The organism is Prevotella denticola (assembly GCF_900454835.1).
Classification (GTDB): domain Bacteria; phylum Bacteroidota; class Bacteroidia; order Bacteroidales; family Bacteroidaceae; genus Prevotella; species Prevotella denticola.
Genome location: NZ_UGTM01000001.1, coordinates 1,758,967 through 1,782,334 on the forward strand (window position 1 = coordinate 1,758,967; position 23,368 = coordinate 1,782,334).

The 23,368-nt window shown below is 54.0% G+C and carries 23 protein-coding genes; 21 read left to right on the forward strand and 2 right to left on the reverse strand.

The features are described 5' to 3' along the window. Window positions 1-158 precede the first annotated feature (158 nt). From DYH27_RS07410 to pnp, 4 genes are all read left to right on the forward strand, one after another. Window positions 159-1,469: a DUF2851 family protein gene (locus DYH27_RS07410; protein ID WP_025067121.1), complete on the forward strand. Its 1,311-nt coding sequence runs from the start codon at window positions 159-161 to the stop codon at window positions 1,467-1,469. A gap of 104 nt (window positions 1,470-1,573) precedes the next feature. Then, window positions 1,574-1,981, forward strand: coding sequence for an acyl-CoA thioesterase (locus tag DYH27_RS07415; RefSeq protein ID WP_025067120.1), 408 nt, complete (start codon window positions 1,574-1,576; stop codon window positions 1,979-1,981). A gap of 110 nt (window positions 1,982-2,091) precedes the next feature. Continuing rightward, window positions 2,092-3,210: a DNA-processing protein DprA gene (dprA, locus tag DYH27_RS07420; RefSeq protein WP_004354004.1), complete on the forward strand. Its 1,119-nt coding sequence runs from the start codon at window positions 2,092-2,094 to the stop codon at window positions 3,208-3,210. A gap of 577 nt (window positions 3,211-3,787) precedes the next feature. Beyond that, window positions 3,788-6,043, forward strand: a complete 2,256-nt coding sequence (pnp, locus tag DYH27_RS07430; protein ID WP_029216317.1) for a polyribonucleotide nucleotidyltransferase — start codon at window positions 3,788-3,790, stop codon at window positions 6,041-6,043. Between the two features lie 676 nt (window positions 6,044-6,719). On the opposite strand, the gene DYH27_RS07435 is transcribed toward pnp, so the two are convergent. Then, window positions 6,720-7,412, reverse strand: coding sequence for an SIR2 family NAD-dependent protein deacylase (locus DYH27_RS07435; RefSeq protein ID WP_025067118.1), 693 nt, complete (start codon window positions 7,410-7,412; stop codon window positions 6,720-6,722). 282 nt (window positions 7,413-7,694) lie between these two features. Between DYH27_RS07435 and DYH27_RS07440 the strand changes: the two genes are divergently transcribed. From DYH27_RS07440 to DYH27_RS07465, 6 genes are all read left to right on the forward strand, one after another. After that, window positions 7,695-8,309 carry an FKBP-type peptidyl-prolyl cis-trans isomerase gene (locus DYH27_RS07440; protein ID WP_025067117.1) on the forward strand — a complete coding sequence of 205 codons (615 nt, stop codon included), beginning with the start codon at window positions 7,695-7,697 and terminating at the stop codon, window positions 8,307-8,309. A gap of 136 nt (window positions 8,310-8,445) precedes the next feature. Continuing rightward, complete coding sequence (locus tag DYH27_RS07445) at window positions 8,446-9,351, forward strand: FKBP-type peptidyl-prolyl cis-trans isomerase (RefSeq protein ID WP_004354107.1); 906 nt, start codon at window positions 8,446-8,448, stop codon at window positions 9,349-9,351. An 88-nt stretch (window positions 9,352-9,439) separates the two neighbouring features. After that, window positions 9,440-10,450, forward strand: a complete 1,011-nt coding sequence (locus DYH27_RS07450) for an FKBP-type peptidyl-prolyl cis-trans isomerase (protein ID WP_004354058.1) — start codon at window positions 9,440-9,442, stop codon at window positions 10,448-10,450. A gap of 171 nt (window positions 10,451-10,621) precedes the next feature. Beyond that, complete coding sequence (locus DYH27_RS07455; RefSeq protein ID WP_004353943.1) at window positions 10,622-11,089, forward strand: Lrp/AsnC family transcriptional regulator; 468 nt, start codon at window positions 10,622-10,624, stop codon at window positions 11,087-11,089. Between the two features lie 51 nt (window positions 11,090-11,140). Next, window positions 11,141-13,003 carry a gamma-glutamyl-gamma-aminobutyrate hydrolase family protein gene (locus tag DYH27_RS07460; protein WP_025067116.1) on the forward strand — a complete coding sequence of 621 codons (1,863 nt, stop codon included), beginning with the start codon at window positions 11,141-11,143 and terminating at the stop codon, window positions 13,001-13,003. Window positions 13,004-13,023: 20 nt separating this feature from the next. Continuing rightward, on the forward strand, window positions 13,024-14,040 hold the full coding sequence (locus tag DYH27_RS07465; RefSeq protein WP_029216316.1) for a M28 family peptidase: 1,017 nt from the start codon (window positions 13,024-13,026) through the stop codon (window positions 14,038-14,040). 626 nt (window positions 14,041-14,666) lie between these two features. Here the strand turns inward: DYH27_RS07465 and DYH27_RS07475 are convergent. After that, entirely contained in the window at window positions 14,667-15,587 is a 921-nt protein-coding gene (locus DYH27_RS07475) for a YitT family protein (protein WP_004354108.1), read from the reverse strand. Window positions 15,588-15,851: 264 nt separating this feature from the next. On the opposite strand from DYH27_RS07475, the gene ruvB reads away from it, so the two are divergent. The 11 genes from ruvB (at window position 15,852) to DYH27_RS07530 (ending at window position 23,329) form a co-directional block, all read left to right on the forward strand. After that, window positions 15,852-16,886 (forward strand): Holliday junction branch migration DNA helicase RuvB, encoded by a 1,035-nt coding sequence (ruvB, locus tag DYH27_RS07485; protein WP_004354114.1) that lies wholly within the window; start codon window positions 15,852-15,854, stop codon window positions 16,884-16,886. A gap of 178 nt (window positions 16,887-17,064) precedes the next feature. Continuing rightward, the gene (locus DYH27_RS07490; protein WP_025067114.1) at window positions 17,065-17,577 is read left to right on the forward strand and encodes a DUF4252 domain-containing protein; all 513 of its coding nucleotides are present in this window, start codon (window positions 17,065-17,067) and stop codon (window positions 17,575-17,577) included. A gap of 14 nt (window positions 17,578-17,591) precedes the next feature. Continuing rightward, window positions 17,592-18,095, forward strand: coding sequence for a DUF4252 domain-containing protein (locus tag DYH27_RS07495; protein WP_025067113.1), 504 nt, complete (start codon window positions 17,592-17,594; stop codon window positions 18,093-18,095). A gap of 53 nt (window positions 18,096-18,148) precedes the next feature. Next, a complete protein-coding gene (locus DYH27_RS07500) occupies window positions 18,149-18,658 on the forward strand; it encodes an RNA polymerase sigma factor (RefSeq protein WP_025067112.1) in 510 nt (169 codons plus the stop codon). Continuing rightward, entirely contained in the window at window positions 18,645-19,121 is a 477-nt protein-coding gene (locus tag DYH27_RS07505; RefSeq protein WP_025067111.1) for a hypothetical protein, read from the forward strand. The genes DYH27_RS07500 and DYH27_RS07505 overlap by 14 nt, the downstream gene beginning before the upstream one ends. Window positions 19,122-19,125: 4 nt before the next feature. After that, window positions 19,126-19,584 carry a DUF4252 domain-containing protein gene (locus tag DYH27_RS07510; protein ID WP_025067110.1) on the forward strand — a complete coding sequence of 153 codons (459 nt, stop codon included), beginning with the start codon at window positions 19,126-19,128 and terminating at the stop codon, window positions 19,582-19,584. 60 nt (window positions 19,585-19,644) lie between these two features. Continuing rightward, window positions 19,645-20,091 (forward strand): pantetheine-phosphate adenylyltransferase, encoded by a 447-nt coding sequence (coaD, locus tag DYH27_RS07515; protein WP_029216314.1) that lies wholly within the window; start codon window positions 19,645-19,647, stop codon window positions 20,089-20,091. Window positions 20,092-20,155: 64 nt separating this feature from the next. Next, complete coding sequence (gene ybeY, locus DYH27_RS07520; RefSeq protein WP_004354103.1) at window positions 20,156-20,575, forward strand: rRNA maturation RNase YbeY; 420 nt, start codon at window positions 20,156-20,158, stop codon at window positions 20,573-20,575. A gap of 328 nt (window positions 20,576-20,903) precedes the next feature. Continuing rightward, on the forward strand, window positions 20,904-21,635 hold the full coding sequence (locus DYH27_RS07525) for a M15 family metallopeptidase (protein WP_025067109.1): 732 nt from the start codon (window positions 20,904-20,906) through the stop codon (window positions 21,633-21,635). Window positions 21,636-21,701: 66 nt separating this feature from the next. After that, window positions 21,702-21,833 (forward strand): hypothetical protein, encoded by a 132-nt coding sequence (locus DYH27_RS13680; protein ID WP_257880079.1) that lies wholly within the window; start codon window positions 21,702-21,704, stop codon window positions 21,831-21,833. Window positions 21,834-21,880: 47 nt separating this feature from the next. Continuing rightward, complete coding sequence (locus DYH27_RS07530; RefSeq protein WP_025067108.1) at window positions 21,881-23,329, forward strand: class I SAM-dependent methyltransferase; 1,449 nt, start codon at window positions 21,881-21,883, stop codon at window positions 23,327-23,329. Window positions 23,330-23,368 lie beyond the last annotated feature (39 nt).

The following is a 23,368-nucleotide window of genomic DNA, read 5'->3' on the forward strand; positions in this document are numbered from 1 at the left end:
CAGGAACCCCTGACAGCTCCGACAAATTTATGAAAAAAAAGGAAAAAGCATCATCTTTCCATAGAAAAAGATGTAGTTATGCTTAAAACACACAGCCAAGCGGATCGATTGTCCCGTTTTTTTCGTATATTTGCGTTCTGTAAAACCATGAATCTGTTATGGAACAACTCATCCACTATGTATGGAAACACAAAATGTTTCCGCTGACGGGGCTCAAGACCACTGACGGACAGGAGGTGGAAGTCATTGATCCCGGACTGCATAACCGTAATGCAGGTCCCGATTTCTTCAATGCGAAAGTGAAGATCGGCGGAACGTTGTGGGTGGGCAATGTAGAGATACACGACCGTGCGTCCGACTGGTTCCTGCACCGGCACGACCGCGATCCGCACTATAACAACATCATCCTGCACGTGGCAGAGTCCGTTGATGTGGATGTCAAGACAAAACAAGGTGATTATCCGCCACAGATGCGGCTGCAGGTTCCTGCACCCGTCAGGGAACATTACGAAGAACTGCTTACGACAGATGCCTATCCGCCCTGCTACCGCATCATTCCTGACCTCTCACGTCTGATGGTTCACTCGTGGATGAGTGCCTTGCAGACGGAACGGCTGGAACAGAAAACGGAGGCAATCGCCCAGCGGGTGAAAGACTGCGACGGATCTTGGGAAGCCGCTTACTTCGTCACCCTTGCACGCAACTACGGCTTCGGCATCAATGGCGATGCTTTTGAAACATGGGCAAAGCTGATTCCATTGCAGAGCATAGCCCATCATCGGGACAACCTGCTGCAGATTGAAGCCTTCTTCCTGGGACAGGCAGGATTACTGGAAACGGCTGCCATACCCGAGCGGTATCAACAGAAAGCACAGAAGGACAGCTACTTCACACAACTGAAAAGCGAATATCAGTATCTGGCGCATAAGTTCGGACTACGGCACATGGATGCCAGCCAATGGAGATTTCTCCGTCTCCGGCCGCAGAACTTTCCACATATCCGCATCGCACAGCTCGCACAGCTTTACTATGAAGGGCGGGCAGGACTGTCTCAGCTGCTGGACTGTGAGACGGTAAGACAGATGCAGGAACTGCTGGCTACGCAGGTGACGACCTACTGGGAGACACACTATGTCTTTGGTGAAGAGAGCGCGAAGAGCGAGAAACGGCTGTCGGCGGCATCATTGAACCTGCAGATCATCAATACGGTCATTCCCGTACTCTTCGCATACGGCAGGCATAAGAACTCCGAAAAGTACTGCGACCGTGCCTTCGACTTCCTTGAAGCTCTGAAAGCAGAGAACAATCACATCGTAAGAATGTGGAAGGAAGTAGGTTTGACAGTTGAGACGGCAGGCGACTCGCAGGCACTCATACAGCTGAAAAAGGAGTACTGCGACCGGAAGGACTGCCTGCGCTGCCGGATCGGATACGAGTATCTGAAAGGCAGACCCTCCGCCCAGCCATAGAAATCATCAGGCTGACAAGGCAGGTTAGCCTATCTGGACTGACATGAGGCCAATGGGCCTAACAAGACAGAAAAGTTCTAACACTACTTTCCCAATTAATGAATATGGAACAAAAGAAATACATTTTCGAGACAAGAATGGAAGTCCGCGACTATGAGTGCGACATCCAAGGTATAGTAAACAATGCCAATTATCTGCACTACACCGAGCACACCCGCCATCGGTTCCTGCGTTCATTAGGTGTCAGCTTCGCCGATTTGCACGAGAAAGGTGTCGATGCCGTAGTCGCACGGATGCAGCTCACTTATAAAGTGCCGCTGACCTGCGATGACGAGATCATCTCACGCATGGGATTGAAGAAACAGGGACTTCGCTGGGTGTTCAACCACGACCTCTTCCGCGCCAGCGACGAGCAGCTCTGCTTCCATGCCGATGTCGACCTTGTGACGCTTATCAACGGCAGACTGGGCAACAGCAAGGAATATGACGAAGCGTTCGCCGCAGTACTGTAGGAAGGTGAAAAACTCATCGCTTATCACCGCTTATCATCGCCTATCACCACCTATCATCGCTTATCACCACCTATCACCGCTTATCACCGCCTACCCCAACACTCCCAGCCATGGAATCCCTTAACGCCATCCTGCTGACCCGACTGACCCGCTTCCACCTCGCCGAACTGGCAGAACTATACAGGCGGGCAGGTTCGGCTACAGCCGTCATTGAGCACAAACGGGACATCAGGGACATCCTCCCGGATGCCTCAATACATCTCGTACAGGCGCTGAAAGACATCGACAGTCTCAGAGACCGGGCTGAACAGGAGCTGGAATACGACCGGCAACATGATATCCAGCCCATCTGCATGAACGACGAACACTATCCGCAACGGCTCAGGGAGTGTCCCGATGCCCCTATCCTGCTCTATTATCTCGGCAACGCCGACCTCAACAGCCGTCACGTCATCAGTATTGTAGGCACTCGCCACTGCACTACCTACGGACAGGATATCATCCGTTCGTTCGTCAAGGAACTGAAGACAATCTGTCCAGATGTTCTCATCTTCAGCGGACTGGCATACGGTGTAGACATCCATACACACCGGGCAGCCCTGCAGAACGGCTTTGACACCATCGGCGTACTGGCACACGGGCTCGACGACCTCTATCCTCGTGTACACCGTGACACAGCCGTACAGATGATGAGGCGAGGCGGACTGCTGACGGAATACATGACTCACACACAGCCCGTAGCCCGCAACTTCGTACAGCGGAACCGCATCGTCGCCGGATGCTCGGATGCAACTATCCTCATAGAGTCGGCCTCCAAGGGCGGCGGACTCATCACCTGCAGCATTGCACGCAGCTACGGACGGGAGGTCTTCGCCTTTCCCGGTTCCGTACATTCAGACTACAGTGAGGGATGCAACAATCTTATCCGGGACAACGGGGCGGCACTCATCACCTCTGCCACCGACCTGGTGAAAGCAATGGGATGGGAAGAGGATGCCCGACTGGAGCAGGCACATCAACGGGGCATTGAGCGAACACTTTTCCCTGATTTGTCCCCAGAGGAGAACTCCGTTGTCCGTGTGCTTGCCAAGAACAACGACCTGCAGATCAATCTACTGTCCATTCAGGCCGGACTTCCCGTCTCACGGCTCACCGGCATCCTCTTCGCACTGGAGATGAAAGGCATCATAAGGGCGATGGCAGGCGGATGTTATCACCTGCTGGCATAACCTTGCACGATACGGGTACTCATACGCTTCCGTAATAAATCCACCATGACCTTCTCTCCTTTTCCTGTTGAGCGGCACTATCGTAAATATCTGTTCTACAAGCAAACGGCTGACAACAATCTTCGGAGCATGGTGCCATGCCACGGAGTATGCACACCTTCCTTCCCATGCGCTTGTTCGACTGGATCATGATGCACGCCAGCTGAACCGCAATGCCGACCGGCCTGCCGAGACAGACGAAGCAGACAGGCAGGACAGCCCGGATAGCCATACCCCAGAAGTCCGGCAGTCGTACCCTAAAGGTCTGACTGCCGGACTTTTTTTCATTCTTCCACCAGACGCTCCTCACCTTTAGAGAGATTGGGAGAGGGAGAGCAGGATGAGAGCAAGATAGTGTCCTGACGCAAAATATCTCCGTATTTATTTGTGTGTTACATATATAATAGGTAAATTTGCACGGATTAATTTTTACGGGACGCGTGAGAAGGTAAGCGTCAAGGCATCTGCGCCTTGTCTGGAGTTACCCCTTTTGGTTCCCTAAGATGTTGGTCAAAACAATAAGTATTTAAAATTTTAGATGAACGTAATTACGAAAACAGTTCAGTTGCCAGATGGAAGAACCATCTCAATTGAAACCGGAAAGGTTGCAAAGCAGGCTGACGGCGCAGCGGTCCTCCGCATGGGAAACACCGTACTTCTCGCCACTGTTTGTGCAGCCAAAGAGGCAGTTCCGGGCACAGACTTCATGCCTTTGCAAGTTGATTATCGCGAGCAGTATTCTGCCGCAGGTCGTTACCCAGGCGGTTTCACCAAACGCGAAGGCAAAGCCAATGACGACGAAATCCTTACATCACGCCTTGTGGACCGTGTTCTCCGTCCACTTTTCCCATCAGATTACCACTGCGAGGTCTATGTACAGGTCATGCTGCTGTCGGCCGACAGCGTTGACCAGCCTGACGCCCTTGCAGGGTTTGCAGCATCCGCAGCGCTGGCTGCATCAGACATCCCTATCGAACACCCCACCTCCGAAGTCCGCGTAGCCCGTATCAACGGCGAATACGTCATCGATCCTACCTTCGAGCAGATGAAGGAGGCAGACATGGACCTCATGGTCGGTGCCACCAAGGACAACATCATGATGGTAGAGGGTGAGATGGACGAGGTTTCCGAACAGGACCTCATCGGCGCTTTGAAGGCAGCGCACGAGGCCATCAAACCTATGTGCGAGATGCAGGAAGAACTTTCGAAGGCCTGCGGTACGGACGTGAAGCGCGAGTACGACGATGAGATCAACGACGAAGAGCTGCGCGAACAGGTACGCAAGGAGACCTACGACGCCTGCTATGCCGAGGCACAGAGCGGCGACAACGACAAGAAGCACCGCGAGGAGACCTACGAGAAGATCAAGGCAGACTTCACCGAGGCATACGATGCGGCCCACACAGACCTTTCAGAAGACGACCTCGAAGAAAAACACGCAGAAATCGATCGTTACTTTGCAGACGTACAGCGCGACTCCATGCGCCGCAGTGTCCTCGACACCGGCAAGCGCATGGACGGCCGTGCAACAGACGAGATACGTCCTATCTGGTGCGAGGTAGACACGCTGCCGATGCCCCACGGAAGTGCGCTCTTCCAGCGTGGCGAAACCATGTCGCTCTCTACCTGTACCCTCGGTACGAAGATGGACGAGAAGATGGTCGACAACGTACTGGAGAAGAGCTATCAGCGTTTCCTCCTCCACTATAACTTCCCGCCGTTCTGTACCGGTGAGGCCAAGGCACAGCGCGGCGTAGGCCGCCGTGAGATCGGCCACGGCCATCTGGCATGGCGTGCATTGAAAGGACAGATTCCGGCCGACTTCCCCTACACCGTCCGTCTGGTAAGCCAGATTCTCGAGTCCAACGGCTCGTCTTCCATGGCCACCGTATGTGCCGGCACACTGGCATTGATGGATGCCGGTGTCCCGATGAAGAAACCGGTATCAGGTATCGCCATGGGTCTGATCAAGAACCCGGGCGAGGACAAGTATGCCGTACTGAGCGACATCCTCGGCGATGAGGATCACCTGGGCGACATGGACTTCAAGACGACCGGTACACGTGACGGCCTGACGGCAACGCAGATGGACATCAAGTGCGACGGTCTGTCGTTCGAGATTCTTGAGAAGGCACTCATGCAGGCCAAGGCCGGCCGCGAGCACATCCTCAACCTCCTGACCGACACGATCGCAGAGCCGCGTGCAGAGATGAAGCCGCAGGTTCCACGCATCGTACAGCTGGAGATTCCCAAGGAGTTCATCGGTGCCGTTATCGGCCCCGGCGGCAAGATCATCCAGCAGATGCAGGAAGACACGGGTGCTACGATCACCATTGAGGAGACCGACGGTGTCGGCAAGGTACAGGTGTCAGCCCCCAACAAGGATTCGATTGATGCTGCCCTGGGCAAGATCAAGTCGATTGTCGCCGTACCGGAAATCGGTGAAGTCTACGAGGGAACGGTACGTTCCATCATGCCTTACGGCTGCTTCGTAGAGATACTGCCGGGCAAGGACGGCCTGCTCCACATCTCGGAGATTGACTGGAAACGGCTCGAGACCGTAGAAGACGCAGGCATCAAGGAGGGTGACAAGATCAAGGTCAAGCTCCTCGACATCGACCCGAAGACCGGCAAGTACAAGCTCTCACGCCGTGTACTGCTCGAGAAGCCGGAAGGCTATGTAGAGCCGCAGCGCCGGCCACGTGGCGACCGCCGGCCACGCCGTGACGGTGAGCGTCGCCATGACGACCGCCGTCCGCGCCGCGAGTTCAGCGACAACGAAAGCAACGACTGATTTTCCCGCGACATACGAACCGAATCCCCCTGCAGACGGAAACACTGTCTACAGGGGGATTCTCTTTATCGAGAAGCGACTTTCTCAAACTGTTCAACCGGGCCTCCACATCTCTGACACATCATACGTTACTCCATATCTTCTATTCTGTTTTCCGTCATTCCACCGTCAGCTGCACAGCCCGCCGCACGCTCTCCCCCAAGCCGGCGGACCGACCGGGAACAGGCTTATAGATACAGGCTGTCTGCCACAAGCATCTTCCCGTTAGGAAATAATTTTACATTGCAGGCTAGGAAAATGCTCTCTCTGCTTCTCATGAAGTCCTCCGGAAACCGGAGAAATTCCCCTCTGTATTTCAAACAGGCCTTGTCTGCATTTCAACTAACGCCTGATTGCGGTTCAAGTAAGGCTTACTTGCACGTCAGGTAAGGCCTTTCAGGACCGCAACTAAGCACATCTTTCAACACAGAACGTATATACCTGTCTGTGAGCAGCTTACAAAGACGTTTCTCATCCTCCGGCAATGTACGCCGCCTGTGTTTCCTCCTACTTGCCAGAGAGAGGGAATCATGGAGCGTCATCAGCTGCAGGACGATAAAATATCTGGACAAAAAAAAGTTATTTCATGGGAGGGCAACAGATGCTGCAGCAGAGACAAGGCCATTCCGGCGGACTGTTACAGTTCCTGCATCAGGTCTTTCATCCCCTCACTCGCCCCTTTCTTTATGTGCTTCACACGTCCGGCGCTGCCGGCAGGCGCATCATCGGGATCGATGAGATAGATGGGAATTCCCGGGTGTGTGTAGCGGACGAGTCCGGCTGCAGGATAGACATTCAGCGACGTGCCGATGATCACAAAGATGTCTGCCTTCGCCGCTTCTTCCGCTGCCGGTTCGATCATAGGAACAGCTTCGCCGAAAAACACGATGAAAGGCCGGAGCAGACTGCCGTCACCCGCACGTGTACCGGGAGCCACCATGCAGTCCTCGGCCGGCAGTTCCTGTATGTAACGGCTGTCGTAAGGGTTCTTGCTCGAGCATACTTTTGTCAGTTCTCCATGCAGATGGATGACCTTCGAGGAGCCGGCCCTTTCATGGAGATTGTCCACGTTCTGTGTGACGACCGTCACGTCATAGTCCTTCTCAAGCTCTTTGATAAGGCGGTGTCCCTCGTTGGGACTGGCCGCATAGAGCTTCTTCCGCAGGTTGTTGTAGAAGCTGTTGACGAGCGTCGGGTTGGCTTCCCACCCCTCGTGCGAGGCCACCTGCTCAACGGGATAGTCCTCCCACAGTCCGTCGTTTCCGCGGAATGTCTTGAATCCGCTCTCTACAGACATCCCTGCACCGGTCAAGAATACGATTTTCTTCATGTTGCTTGTATTTTTGTTCTGAGGTCAGTCAGCTTGAGGAATTGAAAGGGAAAATGGAGACAGAAGCGTGCAACCTACAGCCTCAGCTTCTGCTTACGGCCGGTGTTCCAAAGTAGCAGCACAGCTTTTCCGGATTCTTCCTGTCCTTTGTCACTTTTTTGTCACTTACGTCCCAAAGCACCTTTCTCTTCCACAAATTTAGTTATTTTAATCCGATTAATGCCATACTATACCTTAAAAATCGTATCTTTGCACATCAATTATTAATAATCAAGCACAGTAATGGACAAACTAAGCTATGCACTGGGTATCGGTATCGGTTCACAGCTCGCCGGAATGGGGGCAAAGGAACTGAATATCGACGACTTCGCACAGGCTATCAAGGATGTTGTTTCAGGCTCGGCACTGAAAGTAGACAACACCGAGGCACAGACACTCGTACAGAACTTCTTCCGCAAACAGGAGGCTGAGCGGCAGGCTGCCGCCGCCGAAGCCGGCAAGGCCGCAAAGACCGCCGGTGAGGCTTTCCTTGCAGAGAACGGAAAGAAGGAAGGTGTCGTCACGCTGCCGTCAGGCCTGCAGTACCAGGTACTGAAGGAGGGCAACGGCAAGAAGCCCTCTGCGACCGACCAGGTGGTATGCCACTATGAAGGAACATTGATCGACGGTACCGTCTTCGACAGTTCTTACAAGCGCAAGGAGCCAGCTACATTCGGCCTGAACCAGGTAATCGCTGGCTGGACGGAGGGTGTACAGCTTATGCAGGAGGGTGCCAAGTACCGCTTCTTCATTCCTTATGACCTTGCCTACGGCGAGCGGGGTGCCGGTGCGCAGATACCGCCTTTCGCGGCCCTTGTCTTTGACGTAGAACTGATTGAGGTGAAAGGAAAGGCATAAGCAGGGATGGGGCGATGATAAGCGATGGCAGGTGATACACGGACTATCGCACCGACCATAATCGACAATCATCAATTATCATCCTCTTCCAAGACCCATCACCCATAAATTCCAGAAAACTAAACAATTGAGAATAATGAAGAAAATTTATCTATTGGCCGCAATGGCTATCGCAGCCGCAGGATTCACGTCTTGTGGCAACTCCACTCCCAAGGAGGACCTGAAATCAGATGTCGACTCGCTGAGTTACGCCTTCGGTGTTGACCAGGGGCAGAGTGTCAAGCAGTATCTCCAGCAGATGCAGATCGATACCGCCTATATCGACGAGTTCATCAAGGGTATGAACGACGGCGCACAGAATGCCGATGACAAGAAGCGTGCCGCTTATAATGCCGGTATCGGTGTCGGTATGCAGATGAACATGATCATCAAGCAGCAGATCAACCGCCAGATCTTCGGTGAAGACTCTACCAAGACCATCTCGCTGAACAACTTCCTTGCCGGTTTTGCTGCCAGTGCAAAGGGCAAGGGCCAGAAGATGACCGTTGAACAGGCACGGACCATCGAGCAGAACACCTCGAAGGCAATCCAGACGAAAGCTGCCGAGAAGACTTACGGTGCCAACAAGAAGAAGAGCGATGCCTACATGGCCGCCAACGCAAAGAAGCCCGGCGTGAAGACCATCGGCCAGGGCGTACAGGTGAAAGAACTCAAAGCCGGTTCGGGTGCTACGCCGAAAACAACGGACGTGGTAAAGATCAATTATGTAGGAAAGACGATTGAAGGCAAGGTGTTCGACCATCGTGACAATGCCCCAATGCCCGTCAGCGGTGTCATTCCTGGTTTCACGGAGGCGCTGACCAAGATGCCGGTGGGTGCCAAGTGGGAAATTACCATTCCTTACTCAGCCGGTTACGGATCACAGCAGCCCAGTCCTGACCTCAAGCCGTTCTCAACGCTCGTGTTCACGGTAGAGCTGCTCGGCATCGAGAAGGCTCCCGAGGGCCGGCCGGCTATGCCAGGCGCAAAGCCCGGCATGTAAAAGTCGATACTTCAGGCATATTTAAGTAAAGTGAGGGTCGGGTATTGAACCCGGCCCTTGTTGAATAATATTTCTTTTAAAAAAGATTATGAAGAAAGCAATCATGTTGGCTCTGCTCGTTGCGGCAGGTGCTGTTTTCAATGCGGCAAGTGCCCAGAACAGGAAAAAAGACAAGAAAAAAAGACAGAAGACAGAGTGTACCGGTGAGTGCAGGATGGCACCGGTAGAATTGAAGACGGCCTCCGACTCTCTGAGTTATGCGGCCGGCATGGCGATGACCCGCGGTCTGAACACTTATCTTGCCAACCAGTTCGGTGTGAAAGAGTCCCAGATGCCGGATTTCCTGCGCGGTCTGCGCAAAGGGATAGAAAACCGCAAGGATTCCGCTTTCGCTGCTTACGTGGCCGGAATGATCATCAGTTCACAGGTGGAGAAGACGATGCTGCCGAACATGAGCAGTCAGTTTGAGGGGACATCCGCCCCTATCAATCCCGACCTGCTCTACAAAGGGTTCGTCGCCGCCCTGTCGAAAGACACCACGCTCTTCAGACAGGATGCAGCTGAACAGCTCTTTGAAAAGAAACAGGTAGAGCTGAAGGCGCAGAAAGAAGCTGCGACAAAAGCGAAGAATGAGGCTTACCTGGCCGAAAACAAGAAAGCCGAAGGGGTCATTGTATTGCCTGACGGGCTCCAGTACCGTGTCATCAGCAAGGGCGACGGCCCCCTGCCGAAGGCCACAGACCGCGTGCGCGTCATCTACGAGGGAAAGACCATCGATGGAAAGGTGTTCGACGCGACTGCCCGTCATGGCGTAGAGTTCGACACTTTTGCTGTCAACGGCCTCATCAAAGGCTGGACGGAGGCACTGCAGATGATGCCTGTCGGTTCAAAATGGGAGATAGTCATCCCACAGGAACTGGCATACGGGGCACGGGGTGCAGGCAAGGACATCGCACCATACTCGACACTTGTCTTCACACTCGAGCTGAAAGGCATCGAGCCGGCAGAGGACAAAGCGGCGAAGACCGTAGAGCCTGCGAAGCTGGTTCCGGCAAAGAAACTCCCGGCGAAACCGGTCAGAAAGACTGTGAAAAAATAAGGCAGGAGGTTGTGCAGTACAGCCCCTGCAACTTACGATAAAGACAAAATGCGCCTCCCGGGCGCATTTTTTATGTCATTTTGTTGTCTGTTCCATATTTATTACCTACTTTTGCTTGCACGCAGATCAAGCTTTGAATTACATAACAATTAAACATATCAACCTTTGAACATGGAAAAAGTAGATCGATTGGACAAGAAGATACTGGGCATCCTCTCACAGAACGCCCGTATGCCATTCAAGGACGTAGCTGCCCAGTGCGGCGTCTCACGTGCTGCCATACACCAGCGTGTACAGCATCTTGTTGAGAACGGAGTCATTACAGGCAGCGGATTTGATGTCAACCCCAAGAGCCTGGGCTACACCACCTGCACCTATGTCGGGCTCAACCTTGAACGCGGGTCCATGTACAAGAAAGTGGTCGAACGCATCAGTGCCATCCAGGAAGTCGTCGAGTGCCACTTCACGACGGGCCCTTACACCATGCTCGTGAAACTTTATGCCAAGGACAACGAACAGCTGATGGACCTCCTCAACAACCAGCTTCAGGGTATTCCTGGCGTAGTGTCTACGGAGACCCTCATCTCGCTCGAGCAGAGCATCAAGCGTGAAGTCCCTATCTCAGAGGACCTGCTCTGATTCCCATACGGCTTCCGCCAACGACAGAACAATCATTCAATCACTATCAGAATGCAATACGATCTACAGTCGCATCTCAACAAGGTGTATGCGACCTTCCCCGAAGCAAAGCAGCAGCCCATAATCGGCATAACGACGAACTTCACGGACGGTGATGCTACGCTGAGGGATGTCTACTATAAGCAGATTGCCGCTGCGGGCGGCATCCCGGTCCTCGTACCGCCGGTAGCCGAAAAGGATGTCCTCGTGAACACGCTTGCCCATCTTGACGGACTTCTCCTTACAGGAGGCGGCGACATCAATCCGCTCTGGACCGGCGAAGAGCCTTCTACGCACCTGCACAACATCAATGCCGAGCGCGACCTGCCCGAACTGATGCTGACCCGGCTGGCATTCAACCGTCAGATTCCTATCCTCGGCATCTGTCGCGGCATACAGACACTGGCTGTTGCCTTGGGAGGAACAGTGCAGCAGGACATCTATGAAGAGTATATCAGGACCGACGAAACGGCAGCGAAGAAACAGAGCAGGGACAAGACTACCGCCAATTATCATGCTGCAACACTGAAGCATTCACAGGATGCTGACCGGAGTGAAGCGACACACAGTGTGCGCCTTGCGAAGCCGTCTGTACTATATGCACTCTATAAGGAAGAGCAGATTATGGTCAACACCTTCCATCATCAGGCGGTAAAAGACCCCGGCAAACGGTTCCGCGTGACGGCTCTTGCGCCGGACGGTGTCGTAGAGGCCATCGAAAGTACGGAGTACAAACCGGTCATGGGCGTACAGTGGCACCCTGAATGGATGGGAGAAGAAGGAGGAAAACTCTTCCGATGGCTGGTGACACAGTCCGGCAACTTCAGCCTCGCCAAGCAGCTCCACCAGCGTGTACTCACACTCGACACACACTGCGACACGCCGATGTTCTTTCCACAGGGCGTACGGTTCGACCAGCGTGACCCGCGGATACTCTACGATCTGCACAAGATGACCGAAGGACGGCAGGATGCCGTTACAATGGCAGCCTACCTCCCGCAGCCGAAGATCGGCGAGACATTCTCCTCGAAGATCGATGTCGAAGGACTGAAACACTTCAATCCAGACCTTGCAGACACACTTGACCATCTTTCGCCGGCAGTCTATGCCGACCTCATCTTCGACAAAATTGAGGACATCGTAAAGCAGAACCAGCGTTACGTCAGCATAGCGCGTACGCCATCCGACCTCTACGAAGACAAGCGCAAGGGACGCAAAAGCATCATGTTCGCCATCGAGAATGGCCTCGCCCTGGAGCATAAGCTCGAGAACATAAAACACTTCGCACAGCGTGGCGTGGTTTACATCACGCTCTGCCACAACGGTGACAACGACATCTGCGACTCGGCCCGGGGCTGCAATACACACGGAGGTGTAAGCAGGTTCGGTGAAGAGGCAATCAGGGAAATGAACCGCAACGGCATCATGGTGGACCTGAGCCATGGCGGTGAAAAGAGCTTCTATGATGCGCTCGAGATAAGCACGATGCCCATCGTATGCAGCCACTCCAACAGCAAAGCACTCTGCGATGTGCCCCGTAACCTGACAGACGACCAGATGCGGGCACTGGCGAAGAAGGGCGGCGTAGCCCACATCACCCTGTACAAAGGCTTCCTGAAGAAAGAAGGCGAGGCAACGGTCATGGATGCGATTGCCCACCTTGAACATGCCATCAGCGTCATGGGCATCGACCACGTAGGCGTAGGCACCGACTTCGACGGTGACGGAACGGTGCGCGGTATGGCGGATGCCAGCGAGATGATCAACTTCACCCTTCATCTTCTCCGCCGTAAGTACAGCGAACGTGACATAGAGAAAATATGGGGCGGCAACTGGCTGCGTGTCATGGCGAAAGTGCAGAGTGTGAGGAAGTAACCCCTTATTCATCAGAGACAATGAAAACGAAAACAAAACTCCTTACCGGCTGCCTTCTGGCAGTCTCCCTTACGACCGTAGCCTACGGCTGCAAGGGGAAAGCAAACAACAACGGCAATACGGCCGACACCGTGGCAACGACAAAGCCGGCCGGCCCTCAATTCAATGCCGATTCGGCATACGCTTTCACGGCAGCACAGTGCCGCTTCGGACCACGCACAATGAACTCCACGGCACATGAGGCGTGCGGAAAATGGATCGCAGAGAAGTTCAGGCAGTTCGGCTGTGAAGTCCAGGAACAGAAGACCGACCTGAAGGGATACGACGGAACTCTGTTGAAGTCGACGAACATCATCGCACGTTTTAACCCTAAGGCAAAGAAGAGGATACTGATCTGTGCGCACTGGGACAGCCGTCCGTGGGCCGACAACGACCCCGACTCCACCAACCGGAAGAAGCCGGTCATGGCTGCCAACGACGGAGCCAGCGGCGTAGCCGTCATGCTGGAGACAGCCCGCCTGCTGCAGGCCGACGGGAAACTTACGGTAGGAGTAGACTTCGTCTGCTTCGATGCCGAAGACTGGGGTGTACCGCAATGGGAGACGAACTATCAGGACAACGGTGACTCATGGGCACTGGGAGCACAATACTATTCGCAGAACTTTCCGTCCGGTGTCAAGCCCGAATTCGGCATTCTCCTGGACATGGTAGGCGGCGAAGGAGCCCAATTCTACCGCGAGGGGATGTCGCTGCAGTTCGCTCCCGACGTTGTCAACCGTGTCTGGGATGCAGCCAAATCCGCCGGTTTCGGTGCTTACTTTCCCGATGCCGTAGGCGGAATGGTCACCGACGACCATGTCCCCGTAAACCAGAACTGCGGCATCCCGACTGTAGACATCATTCCTTATTATCCCGACTGCCGGCAGAGTTCCTTCGGACCGACCTGGCACACCGTCAACGACACGATGGACCATATTGACAGGAATACGCTGCAGGCTGTCGGCCAGACAGTGATACAGGTACTATACACGATGTAGCTCCAGCCGGCCTCTGTCCTGTACAGAGGAAAGGACTTCCATGATGGAAGCCTCCGTTTTGTTCGGATATTTTACTCTTTCTGAACTGTCAGGGCCGTATCTGTCCCATGTCTTCGACGATCTGGAGAAAATCATACCGCACCGACAATTCCTGAAAAGAAACGAAGACCGCAAGTCGTTCACAGACAGGCGCATAGCAACTACACGAAAAGAGATGCCCGGCAGCATTGCAGACAGGCGTTACTTGAGGTCCAAGTAAGCACTACTTGAAAGCCAATCAGGCCTCAGTTGAAACGCAAGCAGTGCCTGTCTGAAATCCAGATGGCCGCTCACAGTGTTTTCAGTGGTCGTCATGACACAGGAAAAGGGCGTTTCCTGTATGCAGAATGTAAATTGTTTTCACATCCGATCACAATGATGCCGTCTCAGCCTCGGCTGCAACCGGTATTCTGCAGCACAGGTGTCTCTGCAGCAGCAACGACTGCCAGCCTGCAGGAGAGCACAGGAGACTTCCCTTGCAATCTGCCTGAAGAAAAAACTTCATGGCATCCACAAAAGACAAAGCCGGCTGACACAGAATCTGCGTGTCAGCCGGCTTTGTCCGCTATATGAGGCTGCAAGAAAGGTTACTCCTCATCCTGCAGGTTCTTGTGTGCCGACTTCTTCTTCACCTTGAACTTGTCGAATCCCTTTCCGAACACGCCCATCACCTGGCTCTGGGTTACGAACGCATCAGGATCGATGTCGTCAATCATACGATAGACGTAGGATGCCTCACGCTGACGGGTCACGACGATGACCAGCTTGATGTCGTGCCCGGTATAATATCCCTTCGCATCAACAATCGTACTGGTTCGGTGGGGCTGGTCCTTTGATATCATGTCACAGATTTCCTTGTAACGTTCGGAGATGATCAGGAACTGTACCGAACGGCGGCTGGAATTGATGACCTGGTCCAGCACGAAAGACGTTATAATCAGATTCACATAACCGTAAATGACCTGTTCCCAGCTGTGAAGGACAAGATAACTGCCTGTCACGATGGTCATGTCCACCAGCAGGATGACGCGTCCGAGGGAGATGTCGCGGTACTTGTTGACGATGGCGGCCACAATGTCCGACCCTCCGGAGCTGCCGTTATAGGACAGACCGAAAGCAAGCCCCACGCCGCAGAACGACGCACCGATGATGGCTGCCATGAAAGGCTGCCCATGCAGGAGCACAGGATGCGGAAAGGCCGACCCGAGAATTCTCGTCAGGACAGTCAGCACCACAACGCCATAGATTGTGCGGATGCAGAACTTCAACCCCAGAACCTTCAAGGCGACAGCCAGCAGAATGGCATTCAGCACGAAATAAGTGGTGCTGACCGGGATGTCCTGTCCCCATTTCAGAATGGAAGCCAGACCCGCAACGCCACCGTTGCCGATATGGTTGGGAAGGAGAAAGACCATCCAGCCGATGGCATAGGAAAACATACCGACGGCGATCATCACGTAATCTAAGATTTCCCGATAAAGAGCTTTCTTGTTAAGTTTGTTAGTCATACATTTAAGGAATAAGTGAAATCACGCTGCAAATTTAGATAAAATTTCCGAAACAAAGCACTTGCACAGAAAAAATAGAGTACCTTTGCAGAAAATAATCTGCCGCCGGTGGCTGTGCAGAAAACCGTGCCTCCGCAATCCACAGGGATGCACACTTCGTATGTCTGTGAAAGGCCGCTGTCGACAGGCACGTAAGCTGTCCCGCGGCCTCCTCCTGACACTTTCTCATCCCCCGGCGGTGCTGCTGCAAAACAAATCAGGAATATGCCAGAAGATTTCGATATACATGAGGAAAAACTGACCTCGGCCGAGAAGGATTTCGAGAATGCCCTCCGCCCGCTGCGCTTCAGTGACTTCAGCGGACAGCAGAAGGTCGTCGAGAACCTCAGTGTCTTTGTCGAGGCTGCCAAATACCGTGGCGAACCGCTCGACCATACACTCCTGCACGGTCCGCCGGGACTGGGCAAGACGACGCTGAGCAACATCATCGCCAACGAACTGGGCGTAGGTTTCAAAATCACATCGGGGCCCGTGCTCGACAAACCGGGCGATCTGGCGGGCATCCTCACGTCTCTTGAACCGAACGACGTACTCTTCATCGACGAGATCCACCGGCTCTCTCCTGTCGTGGAAGAGTACCTCTACTCCGCCATGGAAGACTACCGCATCGACATCATGATCGACAAGGGGCCTTCGGCACGGTCCATCCAGATCGACCTCAATCCGTTCACCCTCGTCGGCGCAACCACACGCAGCGGACTGCTCACGGCTCCGCTCCGTGCCCGTTTCGGCATCAACCTCCATCTGGAATACTACGATCCGGAGACTCTGAAACGCATCATCAAACGGTCGGCACAACTGTTGAAAGTGCCTATCGTGGACGATGCCGCCATCGAAATCGCACGCCGCTCGCGCGGCACGCCACGTATCTGCAATTCTCTGCTCCGCCGTGTGCGCGACTTCGCACAGGTAAAGGGCAACGGCACCATCACCCCCGAAATCGCCAGCCTCTCACTGCAGTCGCTGAACATCGACAAGTACGGACTGGACGAAATCGACAACAAGATTCTCCTTACCATCATCGATAAGTTCCGGGGCGGCCCGGTGGGCGTGTCGACCATTGCGACAGCCATCGGCGAGGATTCCGGAACGGTAGAAGAGGTCTACGAGCCTTTCCTCATCATGGAAGGATTCATCAAGCGGACACCCCGGGGGCGCGTGGCAACCCAGCTTGCATACAGCCATCTCGGGAGGAACTATGCCCGGGCCGACTCCCTTCAGCCGGACCTGTTCGATTAGGATGGGCCCTCCCCATCACGGTCTGTCGCCCTCTTCCACCCCTGCCCCACCCCCTTCAGAAAGGGCGTGGGACATCTTTTCCATAAAAAAACACTGTTCTCTGCCACAAAGTTCTCCTTTCTTCCGTCTCTATGAATGTAAGCGGAACAAAGTATGAACCCTTTAAAACATCAAAGACATGAGAAAGAAAATCTTTACCGCAGCATTCGCAGCAGTCATCTTGCTTTGCAGCTGTACCGTACAGGCCCGTCCGTCATCCACTGCCGGCGTATCACAGGACGACGGAGTGGAGACCATCTTCAAACAGTTCAGGAACGAGAAGAACGTCACCTACATCAATCTGCCCAAGAGTCTCATCAAGATGGGACTGAAGTCATCCAACGACAAGACAGCAGACGCACTCGCCGCACAGATCGACGGAATACAGATTCTGACATTGGAAGCGGCAAGCCAGAAGACGAGGGACGCTTTCTGCAAACGGTTCAACGGTCTGGAGGAAAAGAGCTATGATCCTATGGTCAAGACGAATGACGGCGGTGAGAAAGTCAGGATACTGGTGAAAGGAGACGAGAAGGAAGTACAGAGTCTCGTTATCCTCGCCATAGACAAGGACGACTGTTCGCTCATCAAGATCAACGGGCACATCAACCCCGCCGACATCGATGCCATTGTAGATATGGAAACCAAATAAAACGTACGTGTGACATGAAACGATTTCTCATTCTTTTTATCCTTGCAATCAGCGTCCTGGGCACCTCTGCACAGAGTGTGGAAGGGCTGATCCGGCAATACAGGCACGAGAAGCATGCCGACTACGTACATATCCCCCGCCTCGTAATGTCCATGGCCAGGCTGTTTGTCAAAGAGGATACGGAAGACGCCAAGGTCGTAAAAGCCGTCTCCTCCATCCGGGTACTCGATCTGGAAGACTGTCCGGCAACCGTCAGAGAGAACTTCCGGAAGACACTCAGGACTTTCCGACCTGCCGGGTACACGCCCGTCATCTTCAACAAAGAGGCTGATGCGACAAGCCGCATCTATATCAGAGAGAAGAAAGGGTATGTCCGGGAACTGCTCATCCTGTCTGCCGACAACACAGACGGAGCCATCGTACAGATCAAGGGCAAGATAAGACCGGAAGATGTGGACAGAGTCGCAGAACAGAACACGAAGAAAGGCAAGCGGGGGAAAAAGACCACTTCCCTCTGACCCTCACCGACTGCCACCGTCCATTCCGCCTGTCACTTTCCACCGCCATGCCCATGCAAGCAACTGAATTCAAGCAACTGTTTCTCCCCTGCCATCGAAGACTCTTCTCGGTGGCATACAGGCTTGCAGGCAACGTGCAGACTGCCGAAGACATGGTGCAGGAGACTTTCCTGCGGCTCTGGACACAGCGTGACAAGATCGGGAATCCCGACAACCCCGAGGCGTACAGCGTAACCGTACTGCGCCGGCTGTTCTATGACAGAATGAGGACTGCCCGTCTCCCGGAGGTCGACAAAGACGTGGGAGTTCTTCAGGCCGCATCTTCACAAGACCTCGGCAGGCAGATTGAGGACAGGAACGAATGCGAGCTGGCAAGGCGGATGATAATCCGTCTGCCCGACCCGCAGGGCAGGGTGATGCTGATGCGTGACGTGGAAGGACGCTCCTTTGAAGAGATCAGCAGGGAGACGGGGCTTACGGAGGTGAATATAAGGAGTATTCTCAGCCGTGCCCGGAAGAAGATCAGAAAACAGATAAAGACAATGAGACATGACAAAGACTGAAGACATAAAGCGGCTGCTCGTCAGCTACTATGACGGACAGACCACCGAAGAAGAGGAAGAAACTCTGCGTTCCTACTTCAACGGCGACCACACAGATGCCGGTCTGGAAGAAGACCGTGCCTTCTTTGCGGCTCTTCAGCCGAAGGAGTGTCCTGCGCCGGAGGGACTGGAGGACCGCCTCAGCCGGCAGGTCAGCCAGTGGAACACGATAGAAACGAGCCTGCGCCGGGACGTGCGGCACAGCAGTCTGCGCTGGATAGTGGGCATTGCGGCCTCCCTCTTGCTCCTCTTCGCCGCAGGCACCATTGTCCATCAGCACGAAAACACATCATCAGCACAGGACACCTACACGAACGCCAAGGATGCCTATGCAGAGACTTCACGGGCACTGATGAAATTCTCGAAAACCCTCAACAAGGGGATTGCAGCGACAGAGGACATCACCAAAAAGACAAGCGATTAAAATTATGAAGAGAGTCATTTTAACGGTTTGCATGGCGGCCGTCACCTATACGACGGCATTCGCCCAAAAGGTTCTGTTCGACAAGTACAGTGACACGGAAGGGGTGACAACCGTCTACATCTCACGCAACATGATGCGGATGATGGGACAGGTGAGGGCCGGGAACAAGGACATCAGCAGGATTGCACGGCGGCTCGACCACCTGCAGATCCTCTCCTGCGACCGTCCTTCACTGGTGACATCCATCAGGAACACTGCTGCCGGCATCTTCCGGCAGCAGAAGTTCTCGGTCGTCATGCAGGTCAATGACGGCGGCGAGCACACCACTATCTACGAACGTCACTACCCGAACGGCAAGAACGAGTTTTCCTTGCTGTCCGTGGAACGGGGCGAAATAAGCATCATCAATATTCTCGGCAATGTGTCGTTACAGGACATACAGGGCATAGCCGGAGGGAAATAATCCTCCGGCTTTTTTGGTCATGTTCTGGAAATGGAGTATATTTGCAGCAAATAACGAGGTATGAAAACAGGAATATTCGTCGGAAGTTTCGATCCGTTCACCATCGGGCACGCCTCCATTGTACGCCGTTCCCTGCCGCTCTTCGACAGGATTGTCATCGGGGTAGGCATCAACGGCCGCAAGCAGTACATGCTCAATGCAGAAGAACGGACGGAACGTATCGCACACCTCTATGCCGGCAATCCGAAGGTGGAGGTGAAGGCGTACTGCGACCTGACCGTCGACTTCGCCCGCCGCGAAAGAGCCGGATATATTATCAAGGGCGTACGCAGCGTGAAAGACTTCGAATATGAGCGGGAACAGGCCGACATAAACCACCGGCTGAGCGGCATCGAGACCATTCTCCTCTATGCCGATCCGCAGCTGGAAAGCATCAGCTCCAGCATGGTAAGAGAACTGAGGCACTTCGGGCAGGACATTACCAGGTTTCTGCCGGAGGGATATTGACCGGTAAGACTCAAAGCTACAGGAGGCTCTCACAAGGCCGCCCCCACAAAAACAACAGAGACAAATGATAACATACAATGCAGAAGGCGTGAAGATGCCGAGAATCAGGAAGCGTGACACCTCACGGTGGATCAAGGCCGTTGCCGCCACCTACGGAAGAAAGGTCGGGGAAATCGGCTATATGTTCGTCGGCGACGAGAAGATTCTCGAGATAAACAACGAGTACTTAGGACACGATTATTACACGGACATCATCACCTTCGACTATGACGAGGGGAATGTGCTCAACGGCGACCTCGTCATCTCGCTCGACACGGTGCGCAGCAATGCCGAACTCTTCCACAAGTCCTACGAAGACGAACTGAACCGGGTCATCATCCACGGCATCCTCCATCTCTGCGGCATCAATGACAAAGGACCCGGCGAGCGTGAAATCATGGAAGAGAACGAGAACAAAGCGCTCGAACTGCTGAGAGGGATGTAACACACAGCTGACAGCCGTCCCGGCACAACGCCTATGCCGCTGAAGGAACTTACGGGAAAAGGCTCCGCCCTCTCTTGCCCTGCTGAGAAGACGAAGCCTTTTCTGCTGTCATTAAGATTCAGCCTGCCTGCACACAGCCCGGATGCCCATCAGCCTCAACCGCAGAGCATGTATTCCCAACCAGTCGGGAATCGGGTTCCCAATGTCTGGTACCCGTGTTCCCAACATCTGGGAACATTGTTCCCACATGGTCGGGAACAAGAGACAACGGCCTCCGTTCTCCGCCCGGCAACGTTTCCGGCAGCCACCCATATAGAAAGACAAAAGAATGAAAAAGATCTATCAGTTACTGCTTGTCGGCCTGCTGCTACCGGCCGTTGTACAGGCACAGACATCCGCCATCAGCCGCCGGCAGGCTGTCTGCCGGTCGATGGAACGGCAGGGGCTGGTAAATGTAAAGCGTGCTGTGCCGTCCGTCAAGGTGGCACTGATGTATGCCCGCACGGACAACTTCTGCCACCGTGTACTCTACCGCGACCTCCGCGATGCATACGTATTGCCCGCCTGTGCCGAGGCGTTGCGCAAGGCGCAGGCAGAGCTGAAGCGTCGTCGTCCCGACCTGAGCCTCTGTATCTTCGATGCCACACGCCCGATGAGCGTACAGCAGACGATGTGGGATGCCGTGAAAAATACACCCCAATACTACTATGTGTCCAATCCGGCCCACGGCGGCGGTATGCACAACTACGGAATGGCGGTTGACATCAGTCTCTGCAAGGCATCCTGGGATGATTCGACATGGCATGACGGTGCAGCGCGATGCCGGATCGATACGGTCCCGATGGGTACGAAAGTGGATTACATGGGAGCAGCCAGCCATATTGACAAGGAGCAGGAACTCGTGTCCCGCAGAATCATCTCCCGAGAGGCATTGGCGAACCGCAGGCTCTTGCGGGAGGTGATGCGTGCCGCCGGCTTCATGCCGCTGCATACGGAGTGGTGGCACTTTAACCTCTGTACGAGGGCGTGGGCGAGGAAGAATCTGAAGCCTCACCCCTAACCCCTTTCCGAATGGAGAGGGGAGTGATTAGCGAGATACCCCCATATAATGAAATGAGGATGAAGTATGCTTATTTGGTATCACTATGGACAAAAAAATAAGACAAAAACAAAAGTGAAAGAAGAGGAGATAAGACAAAAAAGTGGAAAAAGAAAAGATGAGGAAAAGAATGAGAAACAGAAAGAGACAAAAGGATGAAACAAAGAGATGAGACAAAGAGATGAGACAAAGGAAGAAGCAAAAAGATGAAAAAAGAAGATGAGAAAAGACCTTCAGAGCAGCTACTGCCACGATATGTCCGGGATGTTCTGAGCAGACATGACATTTCACTCCCCTCTCCATTCAGAGAGGGGTCGGGGGTGAGGCTGTTAGCCCTCCAAGCCCCCCGCTACCCCGACATCGATATGCCCTTCCTGCTCGACCAGATAACCGGATGGCAGACGGCACGCACGAAACTGCCGTCGTGGGCGGCGAACGAGGACATCCTCTATCCGCCGCATCTGTCGATGGAGCAGTGTTCGAGTGAGCAGACTGCAATGTACAAAGCCCGCCTTGCCAACCGCCTCGCCGACTCTATTGATTCTGTTTCCTCTTCCGCTCTCGCCGACTCTTCTTCCCCTTCTTCCACCTCTACTCCCTTTTCTGTCTCTTCTCCTTCTTCTCCCTCTGCCTACAACCGCCTGCCACCCCATGATTCGTCCAGGTCCATACAGCCACATTCCCTCCCCCGGAGGGACTTGGGGAGGTTTCTCTGCGACCTCACAGGCGGCTTCGGGGTCGACTTCTCTTTCATGGCACGCGGCTTTGAACGAGCCGTCTATGTAGAACGGCAGGCTGCACTCTGTGAAACGGCACGTCATAACTTCCATGCCCTCGGCCTGGAACACGTTGAGGTCGTCAATGCCGACGGTACGGAATACCTCCATCAGCTTGCCCATGCGTCGGTAATCTTCCTCGATCCGGCACGCCGCAACGAACAGGGAGGCAAGACGGTGCTCATCAGCGACTGCACGCCGGATGTCCTGGCACTGGAAGAAGAACTGCTGGAAAAGGCCGGTGCGGTCGTGATAAAGCTCTCGCCGATGCTCGACTGGCACCGTGCCGTGGACGAGCTGAACCGTACGGGGGAAGTAGTCCGTGAGGTTCACATCGTCTCAGTGCGCAATGAATGCAAGGAGTTACTCCTTGTCCTGCGGAAAGGAACTGGGCCGGCTGCGAATGTCCCTGTGGACGGTCTGCGTATGTTCTGCGTAAACGATGACAGCATCGTGTCGTATGGGCTGGGGGAGGTTTCCGGTCTGTCGCAACACATCCTCCCGGCTGCTCCTGTGGCAGGACAGTATCTTTATGAACCGAATGCGTCGCTGATGAAGGCCGGCTGCTTTGCCCTGCTCACCGCCCGCTATCCCCTTTCCGCACTGGGGCAGAACACACATCTTTTCGTCTCAGATGAAGACATAACCGCCTTCCCCGGGAGGAAGTTTGTCATTACGGCGGTTTCGTCGTTCAACAAGAAGGAGCTGAGCCGTACCTTGTCGGGAATCGACAGAGCCAATCTTTCCGTACGCAACTTCCCCATGAGTGTTGCCGACCTGCGCCGTCGGATGAAGATGAAAGAGGGCGGTGAGACGTATCTCTTTGCGGCGACTGATGCCCATGGCAGTCATCTGCTGTTTGTCTGCAGGAAAATTTAGCAGCTTGTTTGCCATTGTCAATAGATTTCCTTATCTTTG

What these genes read in the sequence shown, in the direction of transcription:
- DYH27_RS07475 (WP_004354108.1), bottom strand. Translation starts at nt 15,587, where the DNA reads ATGACTAACAAACTTAACAAGAAAGCTCTTTATCGGGAAATCTTAGAT.
- DYH27_RS07435 (WP_025067118.1), bottom strand. Translation starts at nt 7,412, where the DNA reads ATGAAGAAAATCGTATTCTTGACCGGTGCAGGGATGTCTGTAGAGAGC.
- DYH27_RS13680 (WP_257880079.1), top strand. Translation starts at nt 21,702, where the DNA reads ATGCTTATTTGGTATCACTATGGACAAAAAAATAAGACAAAAACAAAA.
- dprA (WP_004354004.1), top strand. Translation starts at nt 2,092, where the DNA reads ATGGAATCCCTTAACGCCATCCTGCTGACCCGACTGACCCGCTTCCAC.
- DYH27_RS07525 (WP_025067109.1), top strand. Translation starts at nt 20,904, where the DNA reads ATGAAAAAGATCTATCAGTTACTGCTTGTCGGCCTGCTGCTACCGGCC.
- DYH27_RS07460 (WP_025067116.1), top strand. Translation starts at nt 11,141, where the DNA reads ATGCAATACGATCTACAGTCGCATCTCAACAAGGTGTATGCGACCTTC.
- DYH27_RS07455 (WP_004353943.1), top strand. Translation starts at nt 10,622, where the DNA reads ATGGAAAAAGTAGATCGATTGGACAAGAAGATACTGGGCATCCTCTCA.
- DYH27_RS07530 (WP_025067108.1), top strand. Translation starts at nt 21,881, where the DNA reads ATGAAAAAAGAAGATGAGAAAAGACCTTCAGAGCAGCTACTGCCACGA.
- DYH27_RS07465 (WP_029216316.1), top strand. Translation starts at nt 13,024, where the DNA reads ATGAAAACGAAAACAAAACTCCTTACCGGCTGCCTTCTGGCAGTCTCC.
- ruvB (WP_004354114.1), top strand. Translation starts at nt 15,852, where the DNA reads ATGCCAGAAGATTTCGATATACATGAGGAAAAACTGACCTCGGCCGAG.
- DYH27_RS07415 (WP_025067120.1), top strand. Translation starts at nt 1,574, where the DNA reads ATGGAACAAAAGAAATACATTTTCGAGACAAGAATGGAAGTCCGCGAC.
- pnp (WP_029216317.1), top strand. Translation starts at nt 3,788, where the DNA reads ATGAACGTAATTACGAAAACAGTTCAGTTGCCAGATGGAAGAACCATC.
- DYH27_RS07495 (WP_025067113.1), top strand. Translation starts at nt 17,592, where the DNA reads ATGAAACGATTTCTCATTCTTTTTATCCTTGCAATCAGCGTCCTGGGC.
- DYH27_RS07490 (WP_025067114.1), top strand. Translation starts at nt 17,065, where the DNA reads ATGAGAAAGAAAATCTTTACCGCAGCATTCGCAGCAGTCATCTTGCTT.
- DYH27_RS07410 (WP_025067121.1), top strand. Translation starts at nt 159, where the DNA reads ATGGAACAACTCATCCACTATGTATGGAAACACAAAATGTTTCCGCTG.
- coaD (WP_029216314.1), top strand. Translation starts at nt 19,645, where the DNA reads ATGAAAACAGGAATATTCGTCGGAAGTTTCGATCCGTTCACCATCGGG.
- DYH27_RS07450 (WP_004354058.1), top strand. Translation starts at nt 9,440, where the DNA reads ATGAAGAAAGCAATCATGTTGGCTCTGCTCGTTGCGGCAGGTGCTGTT.
- DYH27_RS07500 (WP_025067112.1), top strand. Translation starts at nt 18,149, where the DNA reads ATGCAAGCAACTGAATTCAAGCAACTGTTTCTCCCCTGCCATCGAAGA.
- DYH27_RS07445 (WP_004354107.1), top strand. Translation starts at nt 8,446, where the DNA reads ATGAAGAAAATTTATCTATTGGCCGCAATGGCTATCGCAGCCGCAGGA.
- DYH27_RS07510 (WP_025067110.1), top strand. Translation starts at nt 19,126, where the DNA reads ATGAAGAGAGTCATTTTAACGGTTTGCATGGCGGCCGTCACCTATACG.
- DYH27_RS07440 (WP_025067117.1), top strand. Translation starts at nt 7,695, where the DNA reads ATGGACAAACTAAGCTATGCACTGGGTATCGGTATCGGTTCACAGCTC.
- ybeY (WP_004354103.1), top strand. Translation starts at nt 20,156, where the DNA reads ATGATAACATACAATGCAGAAGGCGTGAAGATGCCGAGAATCAGGAAG.
- DYH27_RS07505 (WP_025067111.1), top strand. Translation starts at nt 18,645, where the DNA reads ATGACAAAGACTGAAGACATAAAGCGGCTGCTCGTCAGCTACTATGAC.